The 21,037-nt window shown below is 44.8% G+C and carries 18 protein-coding genes; all 18 read right to left on the bottom strand.

What is annotated here, in order from left to right; translation table 11 throughout:
* Positions 1 to 2 precede the first annotated feature (2 nt).
* The 18 genes from rfbC to mreB all read right to left on the bottom strand — a co-directional run bounded on the left by rfbC (position 3) and on the right by mreB (position 21,027).
* Positions 3 to 557, bottom strand: a complete 555-nt coding sequence (rfbC, locus tag HFM85_RS13005) for a dTDP-4-dehydrorhamnose 3,5-epimerase (protein WP_173738571.1) — start codon at positions 555 to 557, stop codon at positions 3 to 5.
* Between the two features lie 36 nt (positions 558 to 593).
* Complete coding sequence (locus tag HFM85_RS13000) at positions 594 to 1,961, bottom strand: D-alanyl-D-alanine carboxypeptidase family protein (protein ID WP_173738570.1); 1,368 nt, start codon at positions 1,959 to 1,961, stop codon at positions 594 to 596.
* Positions 1,962 to 2,022: 61 nt separating this feature from the next.
* A complete protein-coding gene (gene rffA, locus HFM85_RS12995) occupies positions 2,023 to 3,153 on the bottom strand; it encodes a dTDP-4-amino-4,6-dideoxygalactose transaminase (protein ID WP_173738569.1) in 1,131 nt (376 codons plus the stop codon).
* On the bottom strand, positions 3,146 to 4,096 hold the full coding sequence (locus HFM85_RS12990) for a glycosyltransferase family 2 protein (protein WP_173738568.1): 951 nt from the start codon (positions 4,094 to 4,096) through the stop codon (positions 3,146 to 3,148). Before HFM85_RS12990 ends, rffA begins: the two co-directional genes overlap by 8 nt.
* A 62-nt stretch (positions 4,097 to 4,158) precedes the next feature.
* The gene (locus HFM85_RS12985) at positions 4,159 to 4,503 is read right to left on the bottom strand and encodes a DMT family transporter (RefSeq protein ID WP_173738567.1); all 345 of its coding nucleotides are present in this window, start codon (positions 4,501 to 4,503) and stop codon (positions 4,159 to 4,161) included.
* Positions 4,500 to 4,796 carry a DMT family transporter gene (locus HFM85_RS12980; protein ID WP_243251465.1) on the bottom strand — a complete coding sequence of 99 codons (297 nt, stop codon included), beginning with the start codon at positions 4,794 to 4,796 and terminating at the stop codon, positions 4,500 to 4,502. Before HFM85_RS12980 ends, HFM85_RS12985 begins: the two co-directional genes overlap by 4 nt.
* A gap of 105 nt (positions 4,797 to 4,901) precedes the next feature.
* Positions 4,902 to 6,089, bottom strand: coding sequence for an ATP-grasp domain-containing protein (locus tag HFM85_RS12975; protein ID WP_173738565.1), 1,188 nt, complete (start codon positions 6,087 to 6,089; stop codon positions 4,902 to 4,904).
* On the bottom strand, positions 6,086 to 8,194 hold the full coding sequence (locus tag HFM85_RS12970) for a pyridoxal-phosphate dependent enzyme (protein ID WP_173738564.1): 2,109 nt from the start codon (positions 8,192 to 8,194) through the stop codon (positions 6,086 to 6,088). Before HFM85_RS12970 ends, HFM85_RS12975 begins: the two co-directional genes overlap by 4 nt.
* Positions 8,191 to 9,744: a GH25 family lysozyme gene (locus tag HFM85_RS12965; protein WP_173738563.1), complete on the bottom strand. Its 1,554-nt coding sequence runs from the start codon at positions 9,742 to 9,744 to the stop codon at positions 8,191 to 8,193. The genes HFM85_RS12970 and HFM85_RS12965 overlap by 4 nt, the downstream gene beginning before the upstream one ends.
* Positions 9,745 to 9,917: 173 nt before the next feature.
* Positions 9,918 to 12,644 carry a L,D-transpeptidase family protein gene (locus HFM85_RS16565; protein ID WP_173738562.1) on the bottom strand — a complete coding sequence of 909 codons (2,727 nt, stop codon included), beginning with the start codon at positions 12,642 to 12,644 and terminating at the stop codon, positions 9,918 to 9,920.
* Positions 12,645 to 12,697: 53 nt separating this feature from the next.
* Positions 12,698 to 12,961, bottom strand: a complete 264-nt coding sequence (locus HFM85_RS12955; protein ID WP_173738561.1) for an HPr family phosphocarrier protein — start codon at positions 12,959 to 12,961, stop codon at positions 12,698 to 12,700.
* A gap of 35 nt (positions 12,962 to 12,996) precedes the next feature.
* Positions 12,997 to 14,301: a CdaR family protein gene (locus tag HFM85_RS12950; protein ID WP_173738560.1), complete on the bottom strand. Its 1,305-nt coding sequence runs from the start codon at positions 14,299 to 14,301 to the stop codon at positions 12,997 to 12,999.
* Entirely contained in the window at positions 14,282 to 15,166 is an 885-nt protein-coding gene (gene cdaA, locus HFM85_RS12945) for a diadenylate cyclase CdaA (RefSeq protein ID WP_173738559.1), read from the bottom strand. The genes HFM85_RS12950 and cdaA overlap by 20 nt, the downstream gene beginning before the upstream one ends.
* A 50-nt stretch (positions 15,167 to 15,216) precedes the next feature.
* Entirely contained in the window at positions 15,217 to 16,335 is a 1,119-nt protein-coding gene (locus HFM85_RS12940; RefSeq protein WP_173738558.1) for a hypothetical protein, read from the bottom strand.
* A complete protein-coding gene (locus HFM85_RS12935; RefSeq protein ID WP_173738557.1) occupies positions 16,332 to 16,766 on the bottom strand; it encodes a hypothetical protein in 435 nt (144 codons plus the stop codon). Before HFM85_RS12935 ends, HFM85_RS12940 begins: the two co-directional genes overlap by 4 nt.
* Positions 16,767 to 16,890: 124 nt before the next feature.
* The gene (locus tag HFM85_RS12930; protein WP_243251467.1) at positions 16,891 to 17,598 is read right to left on the bottom strand and encodes a ComF family protein; all 708 of its coding nucleotides are present in this window, start codon (positions 17,596 to 17,598) and stop codon (positions 16,891 to 16,893) included.
* Positions 17,595 to 19,868, bottom strand: a complete 2,274-nt coding sequence (gene recD2 / locus HFM85_RS12925) for an SF1B family DNA helicase RecD2 (RefSeq protein WP_173738556.1) — start codon at positions 19,866 to 19,868, stop codon at positions 17,595 to 17,597. The genes HFM85_RS12930 and recD2 overlap by 4 nt, the downstream gene beginning before the upstream one ends.
* A 175-nt stretch (positions 19,869 to 20,043) precedes the next feature.
* A complete protein-coding gene (gene mreB / locus HFM85_RS12920; RefSeq protein ID WP_173738555.1) occupies positions 20,044 to 21,027 on the bottom strand; it encodes a rod shape-determining protein in 984 nt (327 codons plus the stop codon).
* Between the last annotated feature and the right edge of the window lie 10 nt (positions 21,028 to 21,037).

Below are 21,037 nucleotides of genomic sequence, written 5' to 3'. Positions count from 1 at the left end.
AATTATTTACGGTACTCTTTAAAGCTTCCCCATTTTGTATCCTTGTCAGAGAAGCTTAATTCCATTCCCTCCGGGATCGGCCACTCAACTCCGATATCAGGGTCATTCCAGATAAGTCCGCCCTCATCATTTGGATGATAGAAGTCAGAGCATTTGTAAACGAACTCCGCATGCTCGGAAAGTACAAGGAAACCATGCGCAAATCCCTTCGGGATAAAGAACTGCTTCTTGTTCTCAGCGGAAAGTACAACACCGAACCACTGTCCGTATGTTTTGGAACCTTCACGAAGGTCAACAGCTACGTCAAATACTTCACCGTTTACAACACGTACAAGTTTGTCCTGCGGGAAGTTGATCTGGAAATGAAGTCCGCGGAGAACTCCTTTGTGGGAACTGGACTGGTTATCCTGAACAAACTCCACGTCAATTCCAGCTTCTCTGAAATCGTTGTAATTGTAGGTCTCCATAAAATATCCTCTGGCATCACCAAATACTGTTGGCTCTACAACTTTCAGTCCTTCAATATCTCCGCACTGTGTAACTTTGATTTTTCCCATTTTTTTATTCTCCTTTTTCTAATTTATTTAACTTTCCTATCTTCTGTGTTTTCTTTCTTTTCTTCCAAGAGCAGCAAGAAGTGCGATCAGTATGAGAACCATTACCGCCATAGCCATAAGAAGGATCTTGCGGAGAGCCGGTATTCCTTTTGTTTCGCCTTCTTCCCCTGCAGTTGTGCTCCGGGTGTCCTGAGTGTTTTTGCTGTTCCTGCTCACTTCACCGGATGAAGTGCCGGAATCACCGGTATTGTCAGTCCCGGCAGACTCGTCTGAAGTATTACCGGTTGTTCCAGAAGCTGCTGTCTGTCCTGCGGTTTCCGAAACAGCTGCTTCCGGTGTTGGCGTAGCTGCCGGCTCATCCACAGTGGAATTTCCCACCTGATGATCCCCCACATAATAGACAGTATCGACTTTTCCATTATTATTCTCAGATTTCGTTGTCAGTGTATTCACATCCATTCCATTCGGAAGGATCACACTTCCGCCATCTACTGCAGTTTTCGTAAAATTCCGGAATCCGTAATCAAATAATGCCTTGGAATCCAGACAGCAGGTGGAAAGCTCAACTCCGTGCATGACCACAGCAATATACGTTGTGCCATTCTGTTCCACAGCTGTTACCAGAGTATGGGCAGCAAGATTGGTAAAGCCTGTTTTTCCACCGATACAGCCCTGATAATAGATATCACTCTCTGGAGCAAACATCGGATGATGTGTGTGAAAAACACGCTTATCACTGGTCATGTTGGTAGGCTTGATGGTATAATCCGCGTCGCCGATCACGCTTCGGAAAGCTTCATTCTTCAGTCCCTCCCGGAAGATCAATGCCATATCTTTAGCAGAAGAATAATGGTTTTCGTCCGGAAGTCCGCTGGAATTGGTAAAATGTGTATTCGTGCATCCGATCTGGGCTGCACGCTGGTTCATCATATCAATAAAATTCTGCTCAGTTCCACCTACGTGCTCTGCGATCTGGGCAGCTGCATCATTGGCGGACTGGATGATCAGGGCATGCAGACAATCCTGCATGGTCATGACCTCGCCTATTTTTGAATTGATGTTGCTGGAATCTGCAGTTACATTACGCACACCTGTCTCTGTAAATGTCACCTGCTCATCCATAGAGGAATTTTCCACAGCAACAAGAAGTGTCATGATCTTGGTGATACTGGCAGGATAACGCTGCTGATCCCCGCCTTTGTCAAAAAGCACAGCTCCTGTATCTGCATCCATAAGGATTCCCGTATCACTTGCAATATCTGCTGCCTGGGGCCATCCCTGGATCTTATTGGTATCCACCTCATATTTGGTATTAAGGTCAACTGCCGCCATTACCTGCACCGGCAGCATCAGGGACATATACAAAGCAGTCAGAAGCGTAAACAGTTTTTTAACTTTTCTCATAATTTCTTCCCTTCTCTTTTATGCCATCAACCGGATATTCATGATTCAGTAAAATATTCGATCAAAATCCATCGAAGGAAGCAATCGCATCCACAACTCTCTTTGCATCCTCCATATCCAGATTGTAGTACATTGGAAGACGCATCAGCCGCTCGCTTTCTTTTGTGGTATAAACATCCTCACCGGAAAATCTTCCGAACTTCTGTCCGGCCGGTGCGGAATGAAGAGGTACATAATGAAATACGCAGCTGATATCTTTCTGACGGAGATATTTGATAAGTCTTGTCCTTACATCCATATCATGCACTTTTATATAGTACATATGCGCATTATGGGTACATTCTTCCGGAACATAAGGCTGCTGGATCTTCCCCTCATCAGCAAGGAACTTCAGGTTCCGGTTATAAAAATTATAAATCTCCATTCTCTTGTCGCTGATCTTCTGGTGCTCCTCCAGCTGCGCATAAAGATATGCAGCATTCAGCTCACTCGGAAGATAAGAAGAGCCGTAATCCATCCAGCGGTATTTATCTACCTGCCCGCGGAAAAACTTGCTGCGGTCTGTGCCTTTTTCTCTGAGGATTTCCGCTTTCTCCTGGTAAATATCCTCATTGAAAAGAACTGCGCCGCCCTCTCCCATTGTATAATTCTTCGTCTCATGGAAGCTGTAGCAGCCAAAATCTCCTATGGTTCCAAGTGCCTTGCCTTTATAATAAGCATCAACGCCCTGGGCCGCATCCTCCACAACCTTTAGGTTATGGCGTCTCGCAATATCCATAATAGTATCCATCTCACAGGCAACCCCTGCATAATGAACCGGAACGATCACCCTGGTCCTCTCTGTGACAGCCTGCTCGATCAGTTTTTCATTGATATTCATGGTATCCGGACGGATATCCACAAACACGATCTTCGCTCCCCGGAGCACAAAAGCATCTGCAGTGGATACAAATGTGTAGGACGGCATGATCACCTCATCTCCCGGCTGGATCTCCGTGAGATATGCAGCCATCTCAAGTGCATGGGTGCAGGAAGTGGTCAGCATCACATGCCCCGCATGGAAACGCTCTTCCATCCATCGGGAGCACTTTTTGGTATATTCGCCGTCACCGCAGAGCATTCCTCTGTGTATGGCATCTTCAATATACGAAAGCTCCTTCCCCACAAATGCGGGTCTGTTAAAATCAATCATCTGCTACCTCATTATCTTTTGCTTGAATGTTTCTTGTTTCCCGCACAACATACTGCGGTGTCTTATTGATATTCAGGATCAGTTTTCCGATATATTCGCCAATGATTCCCAGCATCAGGAAGCAGATGCCAAAAAGCACCAGCATGGCACACATCAGGGAAGACCATCCGATGGCGATTGTCGGATCCAGCAGCTTTCGGATCAGCACAACAATAGCTCCGATAAAACCGGCTGCTGAAAAGATCGTTCCAAAAAAAGTCGCTGCTCTCAGTGGGATCACCGTAAAATTCAGGCAGGACATAAAGAGCTTCAGCCCTCTCCTGAAATTATAATTGGAAGTTCCCACCTCTCTCGCAAAATGTTCCACCTCAATATTTGCAATATTATGCGTAGTACGGAAAAACAGTACCTGCAGGAAAATATTGTAGCCATCATATTTCACAACTTCATCCCGCACATATTTGCGGCAGCACCAGAAGCTGCTCATCTGGATATCCTTCGGGCGATCCAGAAGATGCCACAGAAGATATCTGCTGATGGCTCCTGTGATATTCTTCATCATGGAAAATTTTCGCTGTTTAAATACACCGAATACGATATCATATCCTTCTTCGATCTTCGCAAGGAACTGCGGGATCTGTGACGGATGATTCTGCATATCATCATCCATTCCCACGATCAGCTCACCCTCTGCCTGGGACATTGCCGCCATGATCGCATTGTGCTGTCCGAAATTTTTGGCAAGGTTGATTCCCTTTACATTTGGGTGTTTATCGGAAAGTGCTTCGATAGCCTTCCAGGTTCCATCCCTGGAATAATCGTTTACAAGCACAAATTCGCATTCGTATTTATCAAGTTTCTCAAATTCCTCTATGGCAAGCTCTACAACCTCACCAATGGTATGTTCGGAATTGTAACATGGTATAACAATTGATACCAGCATTCTCTTTCTCCTCACAACAGACTGTCAGCCGCTTCTGTCTGACAGCCCGTATAGTTCTTTTTCTACAGTGAAAACACAATGATCCCCGCAAGGATCAGTGCGATTCCTACCAATTTTCTTTTGCTCAGTCTTTCCTTCAGAAAAATATACCCCATCACAGCCACAAAAATGTATCCTGTAGATTCCAGGATCGGCTGCATGGAAAGGGGAACTTTTTTCAGTGCCAGCATGGTCAGGATCACGGAACAGAAAAACATCCCGTAAGAAAAAATGACCAGCGGGTTTAAGTATTCCCTGAGATGATTCTCATAGGTTCTGTCTGCTGCTTTCTTCAGAAGTATCTGAGATACCGAAGAAATAAACACAGAAACAAGAAGCAGACATATGGCTCCAGTCAGTTTACTCATACGCGCTTCCCTCCGTTTTCTTCTCTGTCACCGCTTGTTACAAAATAAATCCCTGCAAAAATAATACAGGCTCCCAAAAGCATATTCCAGGTAATCTTCTCATCAAAGATAAGTTGCCCCCAGATAATCCCCCAGATCAGTGTTACCGGCTTATTGGCATAAGCTACTGTCAGAGGCATCCTCTTCAGGATCTGCTGCCAGATGATCGCATATCCAAACATGATCACAAACACCAGCCCAAACCAGAAGATAAACTGCAGGGAAAAAATATTGTCTGTGTATCTGGATGCCATTTTTGAACAGACACCACTCAGTGAACTGCACAAAAGACTTATGTGCAACAGCAGAAAAAGACCTTTTTTTATATTTCCATGGTTACTCATGTTATTCTCTCACAATCATGATATAAATTCAATGTTTATTTTCGACAAAACATCTGCCAGATTTCGCCGGCAGTCGTCCAGATTTCTGCCTTTCAGTATTACCTGACCGATCCTGTCCCGTCCATTTTCGTACTTACGGATTTCCTCTCCTGGCTCCACATTAAAGGAAAGATCCACGATATTCTCTGTCCGCACGTTGTCATTATGAATCTGTTTCAGGATTCCGGATCTGTCCGAAGTCAGGATGTGGGACAAATTGGCTGTGCATGGAGATGTTTTTTCAAAAAGGCTCTCCGGGTTCATATCCAGTGCCAGTCTCACCATGGCTTCATAATAATCGGTATCATAATACAGGCTTACAGCCTCCGGAAGACAATTTCCTCCGGCTCGTCCGGTGATCTCAATGACATAGATTTTCCCGTCCTTCTCCATCATATCGCAGTTTACCGGACAGTTATCCATTCCAAGAGCCTGAACAGCAAGTTCCAGCTGATGCTCCACTTCGCGGCCAAGAGTGTCCATTTTCTCATATGGAACAGAATGGCCTATAGGAGTCGGAACATAGCTCTGATAATTTTCAATATTATTCGGAAGGCAGAAAAGAAATTTCCCATTGGAGATCATGGCCTCACAGCCAAGCATCTGTCCCTGAATGAACTCTTCCACCAGACAATAGTCTCTTCTTGTAGCTGCCATGGTATCCGGATAGTGAGCATAAGCTTCCTCACGGGTCTCGCATCGGAAAAGCCCTCTGCTTCCCATCTGATCCACAGCTTTCAGGATCACCGGAAATTCCAGCTGGTCAAGTGCAGCTTCCAGTTCTTCTCTGTTATTGATACAGATATGCTTCGCACAGCGGACACCGCCTTTTACAAAAGATTCCTTCATATAATATTTGTCACTGCATAAGAAACCTGCCTGTGCTGACAGACCTTTCAGCCCCATATATTCACACACATATCCGATGGAACGGATTCCTGCATCCAGACAGCAGGTTGTGATTCCGTCAATGTTGTGTTCGCGGGCAGACTTCAGAACTGCCTCCGGATCAGAAATGTCTGTATAAGAACATTCATCTGCAATGTCAAAGCATGGCCATTCTCCGGGCGTGCTCACTGCTACGGTAGCTATCCCCAGCTTCTTCGCCATTTTATAAAGGGGAAGCTGTGAATAGCTTGCCCCCAGTATCATCAGTTTTTTCATGCTCGTTCATCCTCCAGAAAATCAAAAAACAGCGGCAATCCACCTGTGTGCAGGAAGAGGATATTTTTTCCCCGGATATTTTTCTCACGGATGTATTCCATCATACCGTGAAACGCCTTTCCTGTATAGGTCATGTCCAGATACACGCCATCTGTCTCGTATACCTTGCGGATCGTTTCTGCTACCGGTTCCGACCAGGCTCCATATCCGCCTTCCATATATCCATCTGTAAAAAAGATCTCTTTTTCCCAGCCTTCCGGTAGCTCCATGGAAAATCTCTCTGCATATTCAAGAAGATTATTGCGGATCACTTCTTTTCCGCGTTTTTCATTACGTGAAACGGAAATGCCTGCAATATTACAGTCCGAACCGTTCTTAATTTTACCTGCCATCAGACCGGATTGTGTTGCATTGGTACTGGATGCCAGAAAAATATAATCCAGCTTCACGCCGGAGTTTTTTTCCCAGGAAAGGATCTCCTCGTATGCTTCCTCATAAGCCTTCATTGGCGGCCATTCATTGCCCTGGCCGAATTCGTTTCCGTAAATATAATATGGACGAAAGCCTTTCTCAGTGAGCTCTGCCATAGCGCGGCGCACAGCATCTGCGATGTCTTTTTTGCCGCAGGGGATCTCATGAACGTTCATCCTGCGAATAATCCGGCTGTTTCCATTTTCTTTTGATTCCCTGATATCTTCAGTATTGTGGATCATGTAGCACGGCATGGAAAGTTCGTTACAGAGACTTGCCAGGATCCGACAGAGATTGGAATGATAATTGCCGTAGATCACCATGCTGTCATAACCATCTGCCTGCATGTTTTCCACATATTTTCTGGCAAAACGTACCTTGTTTCCACCAAATGAGAATGGTAAAAGATCATCTCTTTTCATATAGAAACTATTCTGCCCATCACTGATACGAAGCTTCTGTACCGGAGTTTCAAATATCTGGATTGGATTCTCCAACGGTCCTCTGTGAAGGATGTGGTTCATCTCCTCCATGGTTTCTGTCTGCAGAATATAAAATCCAGGCCTGCTTCCGCTGTCTGTGATCTGGCAGTGCTCCACATCTCCCTCCAGAACTGTCCCTCGGATAGCTTCCGGATGATTATTCCGAATCCAGTAAAGCTTCTCCAGATCTTTCTGATCCATAATAAAACGCACTGCCGAGATATGATGTTCTGCATCTTTTTTTATCTTTGGCGGATTTCCGGCTGCCACATCTACTACCATGCCAACAAAATCCTGTTCTGTGGAAAGCGGCACCAGATCCGATCCGATACAGTCTCCGCCCATACGGGAACCGATCTCAATAATCCGCACATTTCCCTCTTCATCAATACGAAGCTCGCTGTGTCCGGCTCCATTCTCAATTTTCAGTGCGGTCAGTGCCCTGAATACCGTTTCTTTTACTTTTTCCTGTAGTTCTCTGGTGAGGGGTGCAGGTTCCAGATGGCCCACTTCTATATAATGAGGCTCTCCTGTTGTATATTTCTTTGTGATGGCAAGCAGTGTGTGTGTTCCCTGATAACTGATGGTCTCCACACTGTACTCTGCTCCCTGAATATATTCTTCCACAATAGCTTTCTTTTCAAAAGACTGTTCAACAGCCTGGCTGATCGCTTCTTTCAGCCCTTCCGGTGATTCTACTTTTGTGATGGCACGGCTTCCGGATCGGTCTGTAGGCTTTACGATCACAGGGTAAAATGGAGGCATTACCTCATCATCTTTTCCTACAGCTGCAAAAAACGGAACTGAAAGTCCCGCTTTCTGAAAAGCCTTTCTCATGGCAAATTTATTGGTGGAATTGATGATACATTCACGACTATTTCCCGGAAGCCCCAATTTCTCTGCCAGATACTGAACTGTGATATTAGCCAGATCAGATCCTATGGTCGTTACTGCATCTGGCCGGATCTTTCTGCATATATTTAAAATTTCTTCTTTTTCTGTGATACTGATCTCATAGAACCGGTCTGCATCTGCCGCCCCTGTTGCACCTTCTCGCCAGGCAAAAACATGGGTCTCATAACCCATGTCTTTTGCTTTGCAGATCAGCGGTCTCTGAAAATCATTGGCACCGATGATTACTATCTTTTTCATTTTTTACCTTTTTTCTTTGCAGCAGCCTGTGCTGGTGTTAAATAAACTCCGTTCTTGTCAAATGTACATCTTTTGCCATTGATCTTTACTGTACAGTCTTTATACATGATACCTGTATCTTCGTCAAAGCAGTACTTCTTATCTTTCAGTATAAGCCAGCTTCTGCACATCTTTCCGTCGGATGTGAAATAATAGGTATGCTTCTCACCATTTCCACTCCAGGTGTAAAATACATCCCTGACCATGACTCCATTGCTTCCAAAATAGTATACATCGTCATTGCTGTTGGTGTATCTCACATTCTTCAGCATGTAGCCTTTCCTTGCATGGAAATAATAATATTTACCGGCTACACTTCTCATCTTTTTCAGACTGTTGCCGTTTTTGTCAAAATAATATCTCTTACCGCCTACAGTTAACCACCTGCTTTTGATGATCACTCCGTTTTTATCCACATAACGGATCACATTATTGGAATCTGTGATCAGTTTGCTCTTACGCATTCCCAGTGTCTTATCAACGTAGTAAGTTTTGTCATTAACTGTCACCCAGCCGGTCTTTTTGACACCATTGAGATAATAAAATTTCTTTCCGTTCTCTGTTACCCAGCCTGTTTTTCCATTGGAAGTGTCCGGCTTGGCAGATGCCTTATAAGTACTGGCTGTATATTTTCTCGGGGTGATGATCTTTGTATAATCTACATAACCAAAATCGATATCTACTGTGGACCAGATTGGAATTCCTGCTATCAGTTTCTTGGTTGTATTCAGATATCCGCCTCCATCGCCGTCTGTTGCCTGCCAGATAGAGTATTTATAATCGTTCCTGGATGGTGCAAGGATTCTGTCACCGTAGCTAGCCAGCCATACATCGTAACCTGTCAGCTTGCTCCAGTCTATCTTGTTGTTATACCAGTCCAAATTGCAGTAGATCATTGGATAATAGCCGGCTTTTTTCACCTCGTTGCAGAAAGCCTTGGCAAGATTGGCGATCTGTGTTGAGGAAAGACTTCGCATTTTACTGTATTCGATGTCGTATACAACCGGATAAGAAACCTTGTAACCGTTCATTTTCTTAACAGCAAGCTGTGCTTCCTTCATAGCCTGCTGTGTTGTTGTAGCAAGACTGTAAACATAAGTTCCTACCGGCATTCCAACCTTCTCTGCCTGCTTCATATTATAGTCATATTTCTTATCCATATAATTCAGGCCGTAGGAAATCCGCACAAAAGCAAAATCTACATTATCGTTCTTTACCTTGGCCCAGTCGATAGTATCCTGCCATTCAGAGACATCAATTCCTCTTGTGATCGCTCCTGTCAGTTTCTGACCACTTCCGTTGTAGCAGACGCCATTGATCTTTTTCCACGCTTTGGAACTGGCTCTGGAATTCTGCGTTGCCTTTCCGGCTGGCACTTTTTCTTCCTGAGCCACTGCCTCACTGCGGTCTACTCCACCACCTCCCATAGCCATTGCTGTAGTCCCCATTGTTCCGATACCTAACATTGCCGCCATGCATCCTGCTGCCAGCCATTTCTTCCAATTTCGCATTTAATTTCTTTCCTTCCCTGAATCTACTTATTTGTTCCTGCCTGCTCATCATTATACAGATAGGAAAATGGAAAGTAAAGCTATATATGGAAAAAGACCGGTGCCAGCCACTCAGGCTGAACACCGATCTTTTAAATCTTTATGCTGCTATCTTCCTATGTTTTTTAACAAGATCACGGAACTGCCGGATCTGTTGGGTCAAAGTTCCCGGAACCACGTAATGGTGTAATTGGTTTACGTCCTAACGGGCCTTTGAATGTTTCATTCTTGTTGTATTTACCATCAAAAATACGAATGGTAGCTCCATTGCAGTTGTAATATACCCATTTTGCATCTGCAACACAGACACGGATACATCCATGAGATGCCGGATTACCAAGTTTCATATATTCTCCAACTGAAAGATTATAAACACTTCTTGTTGCACCAGCTACAGAATGAACAAAAATTCCTCCCTGTCCACATCCTTCAACGTGAGTTCCATACTGTCCCCAGGACGGTCCCATCAATGGCTGCCATCTCAAATTGCTTCTCAATGTATAAGTACCAGTCCATGTAGGTGTTCCGGAAAGTCCAACAGAAACCCTGATCGTCTTAACCGGAATTGTCTTGCTGGAATTGGTATATACAGTCATAACTCCATTAATTCTGTCAACTTCCACATAATATGGTCCTTTGTAAATAGAAGATATATCATTACGACGATATCCATTCTTATCAAAGTAATAGAGTTTACCATCAATCCAGCAGCTTGTATTTTTCACATAATCTTTTCCAGTACTTGGATTAATATATTTTACTTTATTGTTGTAATCACTGATAACTACCCATCCCGTAGTAAAACGGCCCTGATTATCAAGACGGCCATTAACTTTACCACGTTTAATCGCCTGATTCGTTAATACTTTATAATCTTTAAGATAATACCAGTATTTACCTACTTTCTGCCAGCCGCTCTTCTTAAGAACACCTTTACTGTCTGCATAGTACCAGTTATTCTTGTAACGGATCAATGTATTCTTGTACATCCATCCTCTGTGTGTTGTGGAGTTAGATGTAGCAAAGAAATATTTCTTATTATTGATCGTTGTAATGCCGCTTGCTACTTTACCTGAGCTTGTAAAGTAATAGCTCTTCTGGGAAGATTTGGCTGTAAGCATCTTATTCTGATAGTGGTTGCCATTATTATCGAAATAGAACCATCCCAGAAACTGTCCGCTTGTACCGGTGACTTTCTGCCAGCCGGTCTTCTCAGCAACTCTTCCTGCTGTACTGCCAAAATAATAGTACTTATTGGACGCTCCTGCACATTTATGCCAGCTGTTCTTCCAGGTAGTTCTCTTTCCGTCACTGCCAAAGTAGTATCTGTTGTGGTTGTACTTAACCAGTTTGCTTTTGATCACATGTCCCTTGGAATTAGTAACATAATAAGCATTGTTCTGAGCTTTTGCCATGGTGTTTTTAAGGACATATCCACCGGAGCTCAGGAGGAACGTATTGGTCTTGGACATTACTTTTGATACATATGTACCGTGTTTCATGACCTGTCCGATCGTAGCTGCTTTCGGGCTGCAGTAGATGAATCTTTTCACACCTTTGCTGTTTACATAATACATCCATCCGCCGTGGAAAAGTTTTCCGGGAATTCCGTCTGTATCTTTTGCCGGCTTGAAGTAATACTCGAATGTATCAGAACCAGCTGCAAGCTTCTTAATTCCTGTATATGGTGTACCATTTGTCTTCAGTGTATAGTAATCACTTCCGATTTTCTGGAGCTTACCGGAGATCTTCAGATCTGTCACAGAAGTAAAATTGCCTGACGCATTGTAATAACGGAATGTGCTTCCTGTCCACAGCCAGTATTTCTTCTGCTGCTGTCCCATATTGGATGTCCATGGTGTGACAGCCTTGCCCTGGCTGTCGGAATACAGAGTTGCCTTGTTGCTCTCCAGGAAATACCACTCTACAGATGTTGTTCCTGTATATCCGGCTGTTCCCGGTTCCCGTGTCATACGTCCTGTTACCAGATATCCATCCTCATTAAAGAGATAATATCCTGTATGTCCGTTGGTCTTGATCTTAAGAAGTCCATCCTGAGCTGTAAAAAACTCATCCTCTACAGTTGCAGTATCTGCGCCGGACGGAACATCTGAGTCCGCCTGTACCGCTTCCCCATTATCCAGAGATACATCCTCTGCAGTTTCTGCCGCATCGCCCGTCTGAGCTTCTGAGTCATTTACAATCTGAGCTTCTGTCTCATCCTGAACTGCTGTATCAGCAGATACGCTGTCAGTCTGCTCATCTGCCTGGTCCTCTGATGTCTGATCCTCTGTTGTCTGATCCTCTGTTGTTTTCGCTTCCGGCACCTTGTCCTCCGATACTTTTTCCTTACGGAGTCTGTACCCCAGCTCATCAGATACCCAGTCACAGATTCTGGCCTCAACAACACCATTTACAACAGATGCCCCTGTAGAGGCTGCTTCCGCAGCATCTCCGCTGTTTACCGCATCCTGGGAATCTGCCGATGTAATCTGTAATTCATCTGCATCTCCTGCATTAAAATCCTCTGCCGGATCAACTTCTTCCGGTGTTTCTGTGGCATCCGGTGTCTCTGTGATATCCGGTGTCTCTGTTACATCCGGTGTCTCGTCTGCTGTGTCTGCAGGTGTTTCAGTTACATTCGGGATAACAACATCTACGGTATCCCCATCTTCTGAAACATCTGTCTGAGGCTGCTGAACAGTCTCTTCTTCGTCACTGAAACTGTCCGCCGCTGAATCTGAGTTTGTCTCAGCTGCAACTTGTACGTCTGGAGTGCTTAAAGCCGCTGCTCCGGCTTCCAGCGTTCCGCCCATACACATCGTAAGGCTGAGCACGATTGCCACAACTCTTCTTTTCACAATAATTCCTCCTGCCTGTGCCGCCATAAATGGTTGATATATTTGTTACGGTTTCATTCGCCCAGTCCGCTCTTGATAAGATCTGCAAGAGAATCGATTGCCTCCTGCTCATCCTCACCGTCGCAGATCAGTGTGATCTCATCTCCACTCTTCACACAGGCTCCAAGAACGCTCAACACGCTCTTCGCATTTGCTGTGCCTCCATCATACTGAAATGATACTGAAGATTTATATTTGATCGCCTCGCCGCACAAAAGTCCGGCAGGGCGGAGATGAAGCCCTGACGGGTTCCTGACCGTTACCTTATAACTTAACATTTCCGCTTTCTCCTATCCTGTTCCTCATCCATTATTTACTGACCGTTTTCTGTCTCCGCGTTGGAAACCTTGGAAACCTTGATCTCTGCTGTTACATCCTCCAGAAGTGTATAGCCGTTTGGAAGACTGACCTTGATCGGCACTTCATAACTGCCCTCTTCCCAGTCATCCATGGAAAGGGATGCACTGACAGCTCTTAGGTTAAAGCCTGACAGATCACCATTTTGAGCTTTTACTTTCAGTTCTACATCTGCCACCTCAAATGCCATCTGCAGGTCATCCGGCAGCCCCTTAACCTTGATATCCTCTGTTGGAAAGCTGTATATCTTGCTGCCATCCGGCAGGATATTCACAGTGATCCACAGATCCGCACTGGATCCTGATGTCAGTTTCAGTCCATCAGGCAGAAGTTCTGCCAGATTTATTTTCTTTTCTACGTCATTACTCTTTCCGGAAATATCCACATTCTCATTATCCAGATAAATAGTATTTCCCTGAAGCTTCAGATTGTTCAGTGCTTCATCACTGCCAGCCACACTGAAGGTCTCCGGAACAGTCGTAACGCTGTCCACAACATATCCTTCAGCCGGTTCGCCGGTATATCCTGCACTGATCCGTATATCAGAACGTACTTTCCAGAGTTTCGCTGTGACATTAACCTTTCCGTTGTTGTCAAATTTCAGATAACTCATGGAATTGGAAGAAAGCGTATCCTGATTCTTGTCTGTAATAGTCATCTCTGCATTGGAAATGGTGGTATCCTGGGCGATACCATCTACCTTTGAACTTACGTCTACGCTCACACTATCTATCTTAGCAACAAGTGATTCCGGACCTGTAATTCTGACTTTTTCCGGATTCGCAGTAAGGGACGCGATCTCCATTCCCTGTGCAGCCTTGCTGTCACCGCTGCTTACATTGATCGCAAATTCTTTGGTAACTTTCTTTTCCAGATGGACACTTAAATTCTGAGGTGAAACACGGATATTCTCCGGAAGGATTCCTGAGCAGGTTGCTGTAATAGGAATCATTACAGGATCTGTATCTGTAGATTCTGCCTGCTGCAGATCTGCAACTGCCTTGATATCACTGGAAGTAAGGCGGTTCACTGTCTTTCGTTCACCAGTGATATAAACTCTGACAGTGTTCTCACTGTCATCCTGCATGACCATCTCGCCAAGCTGATCAACATACGCTTCGTTGATAATCTGCACATCTGAAATCACGAAACCTTTCGTAACAATAGGGTTATCCACGTTTACTACGATCAGCCAGACCAGGATTCCCACAACAACTGACATGATCTTCAAAGGGATGTTCTTAGTCAGATTTTTCTTCATGTTTCACTCTCCCTTTCAGCAGATTCCTCAGTTTTCCATTCTCAACTACTTTCTTGTTCTGGGCTGAAACAAGAACTTCCCGAAGCTGCCTGCTGTCAAGTCCTCTGGAAAGTTCGCCGCCCTGTGCAACAGAAACCTGTCCTGTTTCCTCTGAAACAATGATCGTAAGGGAATCTGTGGCTTCACTGATTCCAACACCTGCTCTGTGTCTCGTTCCAAGCTGCTTGCTCAGCTCCATATTATCAGAAAGCGGCAAATAGCATGTGGCAGCTACCACCCTGTTTCCCCTAACGATCACTGCACCATCATGCAGCGGTGTGTTATGTTCAAAAATATTGATCAGAAGCTGACTGGTAAGAATACCGTCAATGTTGATTCCCGTACGCACATATTCATCCAGACGGATCTCTTTCTCAATAACGATCAGAGCACCGGTTTTCACCTCACCCATATCAAAACAAGCTTTAACCAGTTCATTGATGGTCTTGTCATTGAAGCGTTCCTGTACTTCTCTGCCTGTATCAAAAGGAATGATGGTGGAAACAATCTTCTTCTGTCCTAGCTGCTCCAGCGCACGCCGAAGCTCGGGCTGGAAGATTACGATCACACCGATCACAAGGACATTGGCCAGGTTCCGGAATATCCACAGGATCGTATTCATCTTAAATATATAGGCAACCAGGATAAATGCGAGGACTACCAGAATACCCTTCAGAAGCGTATAAGCCCGTGTAAACTTGATCCAGGCCATAAACTGATATACAAAAAAGGAAATCAGTCCAATTTCAATAATGTCTATCACGCCAATTCCGGGCAATGTGATCTTTCCGATATATCCGCCAAGAATTGCAAGAATATTCTGCATAATTTCCTCCTTTCCTCCTGATCCGCTTAATTAACCGTCTGTCCCACAGATCAAAGATCCTTCAGTGACTCTTCAAGCTGTTTTTCAAAATCAATCTTATCTACTTCCTGAGGTGTTTCACTTATTGTATTTTCAAAAGTATTATCCAGTATTTCTGCCGGTTTCTGTTCTTTCTTTTCTTTCTTGTAAGAGATATTTTCTTTCTTATAAGATACCGGAATATCTTCTTTCCTTTTTTCTTCTGCAGGCTCTGCATTGATCTTCTTGATACTTCTTTCGGAAGTTGCAACAACTGCCTTCGGCACAGCCTTCACATAGTAGTAATATTCATCATCCTCATATTCCAGCCGCTCTGTTCTGCTGTAATCCCCTCCGAATACAAAGAATTCCATTACCGAACCAATCAGTACGGAAACCACCGCTGAAATGATCATCGGTACCATGGATACGGTTACATCAAAGCAGAAATCTCCTGCAAGGATAACCAGAATATAAGTTACGCCGCCAACAATAATGGCAATTCTCCACGCATAATCAAAAGAGCGTGTTCTCAGAAGATTCACAAGAAGAACCACAGCCACAAAAGCGATCACAGTAATCCACATAGCCCAGTTCTGCACAAGGCCATCAGAAAGAAGCTTAAGCTTCGCTGCGATCTCAGTATCCGGATCACTCAGTGCTGCTGACTGCGCATGCACAAAACGGATAAAATAGTAGATCACAACTCCGCATCCCGCCGGAAGCGAAGAAAGCGCACTGCCTAACAATCCTGCTCCGATCGGAAGAAGTGCCGGAACACTGAAGCCGAAAGAAAGCGGTGTCAGGATCAGTGCCAGATTCTGTGATCCACTGAATCTTAAAAACAGAATCATCATAAACAGGATCAGAACCAGCATAAATCCTGCAACTTCAATGCTCACTGCATAACAGTGTCCGATCATCATCGCAAATCCCACAAACATCATCACAGACACAGGAAGAATGGAACATACCAGTGCCAGGATCAGAATCACAAAAATATTATCCAGCTGCTTCATATATCCCATATTGCTGTTGATCCAGAGGAAATAGACAAATGCCAGGACAAATTTCAGAACCGGCAGTATATATACTTCATATTGTCCGTAAAATTTCTTGATATTCTGTTTGATCTCGAGTAAAGCTGTCATTTTTTATTTCCTCCTGCATTTCTCCGGACAGGCATTCTCTTCTCTTCCCGTCCGTAGATTTTTTCCAGTTTGGTAAGATCCTGATAGTATTCCCGGACACTCTTCTTGGCACGGTAATACTTCACAGAATACTGGATGTAGGTCAGTACTGAATACACGATAAGCACGATCAGATAACCGACTACGATATAAATTCCCACAGCAACCAGATTAATCTTATTCACGTTGTCCATAAGATATTCACTGAAATATGCCGCTACTCCGGCAAGTCCCAGTACATAACCAATCGTCACCAGAAAGAAATTCTTGATCAGTGCAAGACCAATATAGTCACTCCGGTAAAATCTGCTCACCGGAAGATACTTCCTGCCCTCACCATGCTCATACATGGCCAGTCGGTTCATGACCTTCACCTTTTCTTCATTTACCATAAATTACTCCTCATAAGCTTTCTTATATTGCACTTTTTACTTTTTTACGCAGTAATCCCATTTAACTGCAATCAAATTTATTGTAGCATATATCCCTACCTATGAAAAGCATTTTTTGGCTCTTTTACTGCCTTCCTGCGCATACTGTGAGAAAATAAACAGCCTGCGCTCCGGCTTCAAAAAGGCACATGGACATAGCATCCATAGTACTTCCCGTTGTGTATACATCGTCTGTTATCAGCACAGGGATTCCTTCCAGTTCCCGTGTCACTTCGTATGCTTTCCGAAGATTATTCCGCCTCTGGGCTGCGTCCAGTTTCTTCTGTGATTTTGTGTTGCGGATTTTAAGTACCAGACTGTCATCCCAGGGGATTCCTGTAATTATGCTCAGTTTCTCTGCAAGATATGCCGACTGGTTAAATCCGCGCATACGTTTTTTCGCAGGATGAAGCGGCACCGGCACAATAAGCTGAGGCTTCCAGCGTTCCAGACATTTTTTTCCATAAATACTCATGGCTTTTGCGTAAAAATCTCCATATTCCCGGCATCCGTAATACTTAAAACGTACCAGAGACTGCCGCCATACCTCTCCATAGGGGAAAATACTTCTTCCTTCTGTAAAATAATGACCGTTCACTCTGCAGACCGGGCAATATTCTTCCTCCAGCTTCACCGGTTTCCCGCATTTCATGCACAGTGCACCGGAAAAGGGGTGGAGCTTCTCTGCACACTTCCCGCAGAGAAGCTGTTTTCTGTCTTTCAACACCTCATGACACAGAGGACATTTCTTCGGATAAAGCATATCCAGTAAAAATTCAGCAGTTTTTCTCAAGAAAATCCTTTCTCCCCGACGGCACTCTCCTGATCGTCTGCTTCATTCATCTCCCGTATTCTCACGTCCAGAGAGCTGTATCTCTGCTGCTGTTTCTCATTGCGGATCATCTCTGCAAAAGTATTCTCACTGCCCACCACAGTAACGCATTTCCTTGCCCTGGTAACGGCTGTGTAGAGAAGATTCCGGTTCATCAGCATCCTCGGACCGGAAAGCAGCGGCAGAATCACTGCCGGATATTCGGATCCCTGAGACTTATGTATGGTAACAGCATAGGCAAGTTCCAGCTCCTCCAGCTGCTTGAAAGAATACTCTGCACGGCGGCCATCTTCAAACTGTACAGTGGCTGTCTCCGCAAATTCATTGATTTCTTCCATAATGCCGGTATCTCCGTTAAAAACACCTACACCTTTATCAACCGGTATCTTATATCTTCCAAGGATCTCCCACTCCAGCTGGTAATTGTTCTTCACCTGCATGACCTTATCACCCTCGCGGAAAAGCCTCTGTCCGATTTCTTTCTCTTTCTTTTTATCATCCGGCGGGTTGAGATATCTCTGCAGGATCTGATTCAGTCGTTCCACCCCCAGAAGTCCCTTACGCATAGGCGTCAGAACCTGAATTTCATATGGCTTCGCCTCTACATAACGCGGCAGTTTCTCCTGAATCAGAGCAATTACCACACGAATGATGATATCTGCATCATATCTTTTCAAAAAAAAGAAATCCCGGCTCTTATTGTTGATCGTTACCTGCTCACCGCGATTGATCTTATGTGCATTCACAACAATATCGCTCTCGGAAGCCTGGCGGAATATCTTCTTCAATTCCACAACAGAAAAACATCCGCTTCGGATAATATCACGCAACACATTTCCCGGTCCTACACTCGGAAGCTGATTCTCATCACCTACCAGGATCAGCCTGGTTCCTGCTGTCACAGCCAGAAGCAGAGAATGTATCAGCGCAATATCTACCATGGACATCTCATCAATGATGATCACATCCGCCTCCAGCGGATTCTCTGAATTTCTGTCAAAATGAACTGCACGGCCTTCCTGCTCTCCCTCCGGCATTCCATTCAGCTCCAGAAGACGATGGATCGTCTGCGCTTCATAGCCTGTAGCTTCTGTCATTCTCTTGGCTGCACGGCCGGTAGGAGCTGCCAGACGAAGTTCAGCCCCTTCTTCCTCAAAATAACGGATAATGGCATTAATCGTAGTTGTCTTACCGGTTCCGGGTCCTCCTGTAAGAATAAACAGTCCATGCTGGGCTGCTGCCATGATCGCCTGTCTCTGCATTTCATCCAGCTCTGTACCTGTTTCTTTCTCGATCCTGATGATCCGCTTCGCCATCATCTGCTCATCCTCCGGACAGAGAATATTCAGCTCATTCAGCATTCTCGCTGTATTCAGTTCCAGATAATAATAGCGTGTAGGATAAACAACCTCACCTTCTTCTGTCTCTTTCATGATCAGTTTCCGGTCTACCACCATATCCATGAGATGCTTTTCCATATAAGAAGGATCCACCCCCAGAAGCTGCGATGCCCTGGAAAAAAGTACCTCTTTCGGAAGATAGATATGGCCTTCCCCGGAAGCCTGTAAGAGAGTATACAACATACCACTTCTGATCCTGTAATCTGAATCTGTATGTATTCCGATTCTGGATGCGATCTCATCTGCAATCTTAAAACCCACTCCGCTGATATCCTCAGCCAGACGATAAGGATTCTCCTGAAGAACATTGTATAACGTCTGCCCGTACTTCTGATAAATCTTTGCTCCCAGATTCAGAGAGATCCCGTATTTCTGCAAAAAGACCATGGCACGGCGCATATCTGCCTTCTCCGTCATCTGTTCTGCGATCTCCATTGCTTTTTTCTGGCTGATCCCTTTGATCTCTGCCAGACGTTCCGGTTCTTCCTCCACAATCCTTATGGTATCATCTCCGAAACGTCGTACAATCCTTGCAGCAAGTGCCGCACCGATTCCCTTAACAGCGCCGGAGCCCAGATAACGTTCCATCGCAAGAGCATCTTCCGGCATTTTCTCCGTGTAAGAAGAAATCTGAAACTGTCTGCCATAAACCGGGTGTGTTGTATAATTTCCCACTGCTTCTATGGACGCACCCTGGGTAAGAGCCGGAAAATTTCCCACGCAGGTCAGTTCCGAATCATCCTCCGTTCCCTTCATCACCATGACGGTATATCCATTATCTTCATTTCGAAAGATCACATGATCTATATATCCTGTAACTGTTTCACTCATCTTATTCTCCATCTGTCATATCAGATAATAATGCAAAAGGCACTGCATCTGCAGCGCCTTATCTTATATGAACTCTATCCGTGAACATTTCGCTCTGCTATACGTTCATAAATGCAATCACTTCTCTTATCTGTAGTAAAACGGGCTGTAGCGCAGACATTACGATTCCGCTCTGTTACATCCTCGACATAATCTCCGCATATTTACCTGTTCCGGCGGCTACTACCAGCATGGCATCCTGAACAGTCAGTGTACTAACACCTGTCTTCTGTTCGATCAGTGCGTCCATTCCATGAAGCATGGCTCCGCCGCCTGTAAGCACAATTCCTCTATCCATAATATCTGCGGCCAGTTCCGGCGGTGTCTTCTCAAGAACGCCATGTACTGCCTCTACGATCTGTCCGGTGCACTCACGAAGTGCCGTACGGATCTCTTCAGAAGTCAGCGTTGCCACTTTGGGAAGTCCTGTAATGATATTCCTTCCCTTCACTTCCATAGTCCGAAGATCTGCTTCTTCACTTGCTGTTCCAATCTCGATCTTGATCTTCTCCGCAGCATCCTCTCCAATAAAAAGGCTGTGCTTCTCTCTCACGTAATTCATGATCGCGTGATTGAAGTTATCTCCTGCAACCTTGATGGATGCGGAAACTACCACTCCTCCAACGGATATCACCGCCACATCTGTGGTACCGGCTCCAATATCTACGATCAGATTACCAAATGGCTTGGTGATATCCACACCTGCTCCAATAGCTGCCGCAATAGGTTCCTCTACAAGAAAGACCTCCCTGGCTCCTGACTGATAAGCAGCTTCTTCCATTGCCTTACGTTCTATCTCTGTAATTCCGCTTGGAACACTGATGCTGACCCTCGGTTTGCGGAACGCTCTCCGCCCCATAGCCTGAGAAATAAAATACTTCAGCATCTTCTCCATAACATTATAATCTACGATCACACCTCTTCGTATCGGCCAGATCACCTCCATATTGGAAGTAAGATGACTTGCCATCTGTCTGGCTTCTTCTCCGATTGCCCTGATCTTCTCTGTATCTTTATCATAAACGACCACAGAAGGTTCTCTCAAAACAATCCCCTTGCCTGTGGAAAACACCAGACTGTTTCTGGTTCCCAGATCGATTCCGATATCTTTTGCCGGCATATATCCTCCC

This window comes from Blautia schinkii (assembly GCF_013304825.1).
Lineage (GTDB): Bacteria > Bacillota > Clostridia > Lachnospirales > Lachnospiraceae > Blautia_A > Blautia_A schinkii_B.
Note: the sequence above shows the minus strand (reverse complement) of the source record. Positions and strands in the feature narration are given on the sequence as shown.